The 7,849-nt window shown below is 66.2% G+C and carries 4 protein-coding genes, 1 tRNA gene and 2 CRISPR repeat arrays; all 5 genes read left to right on the top strand.

What is annotated here, in order from left to right; all coding sequences use genetic code 11:
- Positions 1-68: 68 nt before the first annotated feature.
- The 5 genes from C1J01_RS22835 to C1J01_RS22820 all read left to right on the top strand — a co-directional run bounded on the left by C1J01_RS22835 (position 69) and on the right by C1J01_RS22820 (position 7,634).
- Positions 69-144, top strand: a tRNA-Arg gene (locus C1J01_RS22835).
- 275 nt (positions 145-419) lie between these two features.
- Positions 420-2,584: direct repeats of the CRISPR family, unit length 29 nt; unit sequence GTGCTCCCCGCGCACGCGGGGATGGTCCC.
- A 158-nt stretch (positions 2,585-2,742) separates the two neighbouring features.
- The gene (locus C1J01_RS22830; protein WP_111181011.1) at positions 2,743-3,984 is read left to right on the top strand and encodes an IS256 family transposase; all 1,242 of its coding nucleotides are present in this window, start codon (positions 2,743-2,745) and stop codon (positions 3,982-3,984) included.
- A 60-nt stretch (positions 3,985-4,044) separates the two neighbouring features.
- Positions 4,045-4,378: direct repeats of the CRISPR family, unit length 29 nt; unit sequence GTGCTCCCCGCGCACGCGGGGATGGTCCC.
- Between the two features lie 460 nt (positions 4,379-4,838).
- Positions 4,839-6,728, top strand: coding sequence for a hypothetical protein (locus C1J01_RS22825; protein WP_111181010.1), 1,890 nt, complete (start codon positions 4,839-4,841; stop codon positions 6,726-6,728).
- A gap of 29 nt (positions 6,729-6,757) precedes the next feature.
- The gene (locus tag C1J01_RS49225; RefSeq protein WP_146615692.1) at positions 6,758-7,327 is read left to right on the top strand and encodes a hypothetical protein; all 570 of its coding nucleotides are present in this window, start codon (positions 6,758-6,760) and stop codon (positions 7,325-7,327) included.
- A gap of 4 nt (positions 7,328-7,331) precedes the next feature.
- A complete protein-coding gene (locus tag C1J01_RS22820; protein WP_111181009.1) occupies positions 7,332-7,634 on the top strand; it encodes a hypothetical protein in 303 nt (100 codons plus the stop codon).
- The last annotated feature ends 215 nt before the right edge of the window (positions 7,635-7,849 follow it).

Here is a 7,849-nt window from a genome sequence, read left to right as displayed (position 1 = left end):
CCCCACCAAAGTGACCCACCCCGCACGTCGCACACAGTGCCGCACTTTCGCTAGGCTTACGTAGGTCCGCCTCCGTAGCTCAGGGGATAGAGCACCGCTCTCCTAAAGCGGGTGCCGCAGGTTCGAATCCTGCCGGGGGCACCATGTTCGAGCAGCAGCGAAGCGCCCTTGACCAGCGGAAACGTCGGCCAAGGGCTTTTTGATGTGTCCGGTGGTGTACGGCTGCAGCTGATCGTCGGCGGGCGATCGTGCCAAATACGTGCGCACGCCCAGCGGCATGCAAGACTCAATGCCGAACCCTCCAACCAGAGGTGACTCCTTGCTATCTCAATCCACAGCTCCGGGAGTCCGTAATGTCCGATTCCGCGAAAGTGCTCAAAAACCGCCTCGGCAGCCGGTAACGGCGCAGGTCAGCCAGAGTGCTCCCCGCGCACGCGGGGATGGTCCCCTCCCCCGGCCAGCATTTCGAGAATCATGACTGTGCTCCCCGCGCACGCGGGGATGGTCCCCCGGAGATCATCTGGGACCACGCCGCCGTGCTGGTGCTCCCCGCGCACGCGGGGATGGTCCCAGTTCACTAACTTGCCGCGTCAAGCCGGAGCGGTGCTCCCCGCGCACGCGGGGATGGTCCCTGACCGTGGGCGCCGACGATGGGGAGACGACGGTGCTCCCCGCGCACGCGGGGATGGTCCCTGACCGTGGGCGCCGACGATGGGGAGACGACGGTGCTCCCCGCGCACGCGGGGATGGTCCCTGACCGTGGGCGCCGACGATGGGGAGACGACGGTGCTCCCCGCGCACGCGGGGATGGTCCCGATGCCGGGTGATCCTCACGTCTCATCACCAAGTGCTCCCCGCGCACGCGGGGATGGTCCCTGACGAATGACCTGCACGTCAGCCGGCAGCGCGTGCTCCCCGCGCACGCGGGGATGGTCCCGGCAAGCCGGTCGAGGGCGAACGCGACTATAAGTGCTCCCCGCGCACGCGGGGATGGTCCGGGTCAGGCCTGAACTCGGCGCATTACGCGGTGTGCTCCCCGCGCACGCGGGGATGGTCCCGGGCCCCGCTGCGAGAGCGGCGTCCTGTTCTTGTGCTCCCCGCGCACGCGGGGATGGTCCCGCGTTGCACATCAGGGTGGCCGTCTCCGACTCGTGCTCCCCGCGCACGCGGGGATGGTCCCCTCTACCCGTCGTTCAAGGCGGCGATCGACGGGTGCTCCCCGCGCACGCGGGGATGGTCCCGTCGAGAACACGGCCTTGACCAGGCCCTTGGCGTGCTCCCCGCGCACGCGGGGATGGTCCCGTCGAGAACACGGCCTTGACCAGGCCCTTGGCGTGCTCCCCGCGCACGCGGGGATGGTCCCAGATCGCCCCTGCCGGCTGGCCGCCCCGCCACGTGCTCCCCGCGCACGCGGGGATGGTCCCAGCACGCCGCAGGAACTACTCACCCGCGGCATGTGCTCCCCGCGCACGCGGGGATGGTCCCAACGGCGCCGACCTCACGGAGATCGCCGAGGCGTGCTCCCCGCGCACGCGGGGATGGTCCGAACGCGCTCGGCTTCATGAACGTCACCGGCCTGTGCTCCCCGCGCACGCGGGGATGGTCCCTTTTCGCCGAGGAGAAAGAGCCCGCCGAGCTCGTGCTCCCCGCGCACGCGGGGATGGTCCCGCAGACTCACTGATCGGCGTCTCTGTGGAGCTGTGCTCCCCGCGCACGCGGGGATGGTCCCAACCAACTCACGCATTTCCAGGTACATATCCCGTGCTCCCCGCGCACGCGGGGATGGTCCCAACTCTTCAACAGTCATGCCTAACGACAGAGCGTGCTCCCCGCGCACGCGGGGATGGTCCCACCTGCGGCAGCACCGCCAGGCCGCCCGCGTCGTGCTCCCCGCGCACGCGGGGATGGTCCCCTCCAGCGGCGGAGCCTCAAGCCCATACGCGGGTGCTCCCCGCGCACGCGGGGATGGTCCCCTCCAGCGGCGGAGCCTCAAGCCCATACGCGGGTGCTCCCCGCGCACGCGGGGATGGTCCCTGGCCAGGAAGGACGGGGACGCTGACGGAGGTGTGCTCCCCGCGCACGCGGGGATGGTCCCGGGTTCGTCGTCCCGTAGTCCATCGCGACGCAGTGCTCCCCGCGCACGCGGGGATGGTCCACGGTCTCGCTCGAAGATCTCCAGTGGAGTGAAGTGCTCCCCGCGCACGCGGGGATGGTCCCGCTGATCAGGCCTGCGGTCGTCTCGGGCTCGCGTGCTCCCCGCGCACGCGGGGATGGTCCCGCCGACGGACGGTAGTGGATCAGCGCGACGCGGTGCTCCCCGCGCACGCGGGGATGGTCCCTTCCTTCTCGACCGTCTTGGTAACGGTCTCAATGTGCTCCCCGCGCACGCGGGGATGGTCCCATGAACGAGCTGCCGTACGCCCCGGCGTCCAGGTGCTCCCCGCGCACGCGGGGGTGGTCCCCGCCCGATCGGAGGAAAACCCGGATGACCACCGTGCTCCCCGCGCACGCGGGGATGGTCCCTGGTCGGCCGTCCAGGACTTGGCGCCCAGATGGTGCTCCCCGCGCACGCGGGGATGGTCCCGCCTCCTGAGCGGTCTTGTATTCGTGCGCCGAGTGCTCGGTTGCGTCCACGGGAGTGGTGTACGAGTTAGGCCTGGTCACAGGCGTGGCGCCGTGAAATGGTGACGGCCATCGCGTGATCCTTCGAAGGCGAAAGTCAAGATCGAAGGAGAACACGTGATGGCCGCGGACAACAGTGTGACGCCCGAGCAGTGGCTGGCGAAGCAGATCGAGACCCAGGACCCCGACTTGTTGCGATCCATGGTGAAGACCATGGCCGAGGCGTTGATGTCGGCCGAAGCCGACAGCCTGTGCGGCGCCGGCTACGGCCGGCGCAGCGACGAGCGGACCAACCGGCGCAACGGCTACCGTCCCCGCGAGTGGGACACGCGCGCGGGCTCGATCGAGCTGGCCATCCCGAAGCTGCGCTCAGGCTCGTACTTCCCGGACTGGCTGCTGGAGCGCACGCGACGGGCCGAGCAGGCGCTGATCAGCGTCGTGGCCACCAGCTACCTGCTGGGCGTCTCGACCCGGCGCGTCGACAAGCTCATCGAACAGCTCGGCATCAAGCACATCTCCAAAAGCCAGGTCAGCCAGATGGCCAAGACGCTGGATGAGCAGGTTGAAGCCTTCCGCACCCGCGCGTTGGACGCCGGCCCCTACACCTTCGTCTGGCTGGATGCGCTGACCCAGAAGGTGCGCGAGGGCGGCCGCATCATCAACGTGCACGTCCTGGTGGCCACCGGCGTCAACGCCGACGGGCGGCGCGAGATCCTTGGGCTGGAGGTCGCCAGTGCTGAGGACGGTGCGGGCTGGCTGGCGTTCCTGCGCGGCCTGGTCGCTCGCGGTCTGTCCGGGGTGCAGCTGGTGATCTCCGACTGTCACGCCGGGCTCGTGGCGGCGATCGGCGCCACCGTGGCGGGCGCGTCCTGGCAAAGGTGTCGCAGCCACTACCTGCGCAACCTTCTGACCTGCGTCAGCAAGTCGGCACAGCCGTTCGTGGCCACGCTGGTGCGCACCATCTTCGATCAGCCCGACAGCGCCTCGGTGCGCGCTCAGCACGCCTGGGTCGTGCAAACGCTTGAGGCCAAGCATCCGGCCGCGGCCGAGCACCTGGACGCCGCCCGGGAAGATTTGATCGCCTTCGCCGCCTTTCCTCGTGAGATCTGGCCGCAGATCTGGTCGAACAACCCGCAGGAGCGGCTGAACAAGGAGATCCGCCGTCGCACCGACGTGGTCGGCATCTTCCCCGACCGGGCCTCGATCATCCGGCTGGTCGGTGCCGTGCTGGCTGAGCAGACGGATGAGTGGGTCGAAGCCAGACGCTATATGGGCCTGGACGTCCTGGCCAAAGCCCGTGTCCGGCTCGTCGCCGACGACACACCAGCCCAGAACCCGCTCCCACAGACACTTACCGCTTAACCTGCAGAAACAGGATCACGCGAAGATCGATTCATACACCACGTCCGTGGACGTGACCGAGTGCTCCCCGCGCACGCGGGGATGGTCCCTTCGGGCTGGACATCCGCATGGGGCGGGGCTCGTGCTCCCCGCGCACGCGGGGATGGTCCCTCTGGGTCAGCCATCTCCCTCCCTGCGATTTTGTGCTCCCCGCGCACGCGGGGATGGTCCCGAGGTCATCGCGGGTTCGCCGTGGGGCGTCAGGTGCTCCCCGCGCACGCGGGAATGGTCCCAATCCACGACGAGAGGTTGCGCGAGCGCCTCAGTGCTCCCCGCGCACGCGGGGATGGTCCCGTGTTCCTCTACGGCCCGTCGTCGCCGCCGCGGTGCTCCCCGCGCACGCGGGGATGGTCCCATCCCGTCGAGGCGCGACCCCAAGGGCGGCCCGTGCTGCCCGCGTACGCGGGGATGTGTCACCGAGCACCCTTGACGTATTGCATGGCGCGAGTGTCGCGTTTGGTGAGCGGGGCACTGGTCGTTTCGGGATTTTGGTGTGGCTGTGTGCTTATGAACCTGCGGAGCGTGCGGTGCGTACGTCCTGGCGTCTGGGCGTCTCAGAGCCAGGAAATGACCATGCTGGTACGTTATGCGCCCCTCGCGGGGACAGTTGGACTGGGGGACAATCCGGTTGTCCTCGTACGTGCTGGAGAACCGTCATGACGACCCCGCCGTCACCGACTCCCCAGGCGTCACCGGAACAGCCACCGGCCGAACCCTCTCCCCGAACCGACACAACGCCGGTAGGACCGTCCTTGACGCCACCACCGGTCGCTCCACCGCCCGACTGGAATTACTCGGGGATTGACCCGAAATTGATGCACGACTTCGAGCGCGACCTCGGCCAGGCCGAGACGACGCTCGGCAGGACCGAGCCGCAGATCCGCCGGATGTTGCAGGACCTCGATCTGGATACTTCACGGCTGAACGCGATCCGTGAACTCGGCAACTGGATCGGTGCCAAACGTCCGGAGTTACGGCGGCGCAACGAGACGATCCAGGCCGTGACCACGGAATGGGCCACCGATACGACCGGCGGGCTGCGGCCCTTTGACGAAGCGCTGTACGCCAGGGCTTCCAGCGATCCCGATGTGTACGCAGCCGCGGCCAAGCTGAGCGAGGCCATCAAAAACGGCGAGGTGGACGAGAAGACGATTGCTGAGTTGGAGCAGCGGGCGGGGGATGAGGGGTTTGCCACGTCGCTGATGTACGCGTTGGGGACCGAGCGGTTTCGATATCTCATCGGAGGGCTGGCGTATCCCAAGGACGCCGACAAGAAGCGACTGCAGGCGGCGCTGGGCAAGGCCCTCGGCGCGGCCAGCTCACGCTTGAACGCATCTTGGCGGGAGGAGTTGCTCTCCAATCTGAGGGTGCCGGTGGATCAGCACGCACTGTCGGCGCTGCTCCCGCATGGCACGTTCAATCAGGACTTCCTGGTGGACGTCGCCAGGACGCTAGAGGCTCTCGACCGCAAAACGTGGAATGACGCGGCCTCGGCGGATATACCGCTGGATCCGATGATCGGCGTCATGGCGGCGTTGGCCAAGCATCCGAAGGCGGCACAGAACTTCTTTTCCGGTGATCCCAGCATTATGAAGCGGTACGTCGGCGAGCGACCGATGTACGACGACGGAGCGGCTTTCGGCGATGCGGTTGAGGCTGCGACTTTGACGTACCGGGACCGCGACGGGACCATACAGAATCGCTCGCCGGGATTCATCTCTGCCGGATTGGCCGCGGATTTCATCAATCTACAGGGGCAGCACTACATGTACGGCAAGCCTTCCTTCGTTCCGGCCGGAGCTATCACGCGCATCCTGTCCGCGTACATCAACGACGTCACTCGTATTGCGCAGGAACCGCCACGTGGTGATTCCAACGTCTACACGGCTACCCGCCTGCACCTGCCACTAGAGGACCAGGTGTGGGGTGCGCAATTCCAGAGGGAAGGCTTGCGCATGGTCATGGAGAACGTGTTCAAGAACGACCCGAACGCACTGGCGGAAGTGACCGCATCCCAGACTGCGTGGTCGAAGAACATGCTGGATCATGGAGCTGAGCAGTCGGCTACAGGAAAGGGAAACGGTTCCCTTCTGATCAACGCGAGGGAAGCGGCGGCCGGCTTCGGATTGATCGCCGATGCCAGCGGAATCGCCAAGATCGAGGAAGGCAAGGCGTTGGACTCGGCCCAGGAGCGGAACGCGAAAATATTCATGGCCGTGGTCAACACTGGGCTCGCAATCCCGCAGGCCGTTCCCTGGGCGATAACAGCCGGCGTCATGGGCGCGTGGACCAGCATGATCGAAGAGTCCGCCAAGAGTGAGAAGCACGCGAACAAGGCGATCTTCGAGGCCAACACGGCCAAGGCGAAGACCGAGTCCCTGGTCGATCAACTCGCCATTGACGCCATGCTCGGACACGGACTATTCGGCAGGACCGACCCGCCGGCCGCTACACATCCGTGGGGCTCGCTGGAAGGGTTAGGCAAGGGCGAAGACCCTCGCACGTCATCGAACAACTTCCTGAAGAACGACGGCAAGTCGCTGATGACACCGGATGAGATGGCGCCGTATCCAGGCGACGTTCAGCCACGTGTCGACGCCTACGACAGATGGCTGCGCGAAGGGCTGGCCGGAAAGCAGTGGAACAAAGTCTCCGAAGCTTTGGAGAAGGGGATCGAGGACGGCATGTCGGAGTTCAAGCCATGACGAAGAGTCACGTCCTCTTCCCTACTGGGATGCTGAGCGTATTGCTGCTGCTGACTGCTTGCCAGCCAGAGCCGGCGCAGAAGAGCGCTCCAGTGAACCATGCCCCGCTTCCGTCGATCGCTGCTCCCCCATATGTCTGCGACTTCGTTCCGCTGGACGCCGTACGGCTGATAACGGGTGTGCGCGACCCCATCGTCAGGGGTGACTTTGACCTGACGGTTGGTCAGGAGTTGGACGGAAATAACTACGGTACCGGAGGCTGCTGGGTCTACGACTCGGCCGGAAACAAGCCAAAGGTGCTGCAGATCTCCCTGTCACCCGGCGGATCGAAAGAGCAGGTCGAAACAGAGATCAGCCAAGGCGCCAAACCTCTTCCGGAAATCGTCCCCGGCGCTATCGGTAATTATGGGCAGGACAGCAGTGCTGACGACACCCAGGCATCGGCGGTGTTGGTGCACGGCCTCAACCGCGTGATCGTGGATCTCTGGCGGGGCGTCAAGGGGCGGGACAACGAGGCCGACGTGGTGGCCATGATGAAGCTCGTCGCACCGAAGCTGATAACCGACGCCGCCCCGGACCCCGAGAACACCAAGGACTGAACCGATGCCGGCGATGGTGAGCAACCCGTTGTACGAGGCACTCCAGCACGCCATCCGCACGATCGGCCCGATGGTCGAACAGATCGATACCGACGTCGACAGGCCCTGCCGAGCCTTCCGAACGGGCAAGGTCTGGACAGGCCCCACCGCCAAGCAGTTCGACGCCCAACTCAGCCATTTCAGTACGCGAGCCCGCGACTCCGGACGGGCCATCATGGACGAATTGCGGCAGACGTTGAGCCGTACCCCGGGCAGGGTCACCGAGGAAGAAGCCGACGCCATCAAACGGAAGTACAGACTCTCCTGACTTCGACATCATCGTGGCCCGCCTATGCCCGCCGGAACCGCCGGTAAGGTCCTTGATGCTCGGATGCCGAACGCCCTACCCGATCTCCCGCGGGCAATCACACCAGGCACGTAAGCGCGTGCCATGCGAGACTGGGCGAGACCATCGGACAGCCACACGCCCAAACGTCAGCGAGAGTCCGTAATGTCTGATTCCGTGAAAGTGCTCGAAAACTG

The sequence above is a fragment of the Nonomuraea aridisoli genome, from assembly GCF_003236395.1.
In the GTDB taxonomy this organism is placed as follows: Bacteria; Actinomycetota; Actinomycetes; order Streptosporangiales; family Streptosporangiaceae; genus Nonomuraea; species Nonomuraea aridisoli.
Note: the sequence above shows the minus strand (reverse complement) of the source record. Positions and strands in the feature narration are given on the sequence as shown.

What these genes read in the sequence shown, in the direction of transcription:
- C1J01_RS22825 (WP_111181010.1), top strand. Translation starts at nt 4,839, where the DNA reads ATGCACGACTTCGAGCGCGACCTCGGCCAGGCCGAGACGACGCTCGGC.
- C1J01_RS22830 (WP_111181011.1), top strand. Translation starts at nt 2,743, where the DNA reads ATGGCCGCGGACAACAGTGTGACGCCCGAGCAGTGGCTGGCGAAGCAG.
- C1J01_RS49225 (WP_146615692.1), top strand. Translation starts at nt 6,758, where the DNA reads ATGCTGAGCGTATTGCTGCTGCTGACTGCTTGCCAGCCAGAGCCGGCG.
- C1J01_RS22820 (WP_111181009.1), top strand. Translation starts at nt 7,332, where the DNA reads ATGCCGGCGATGGTGAGCAACCCGTTGTACGAGGCACTCCAGCACGCC.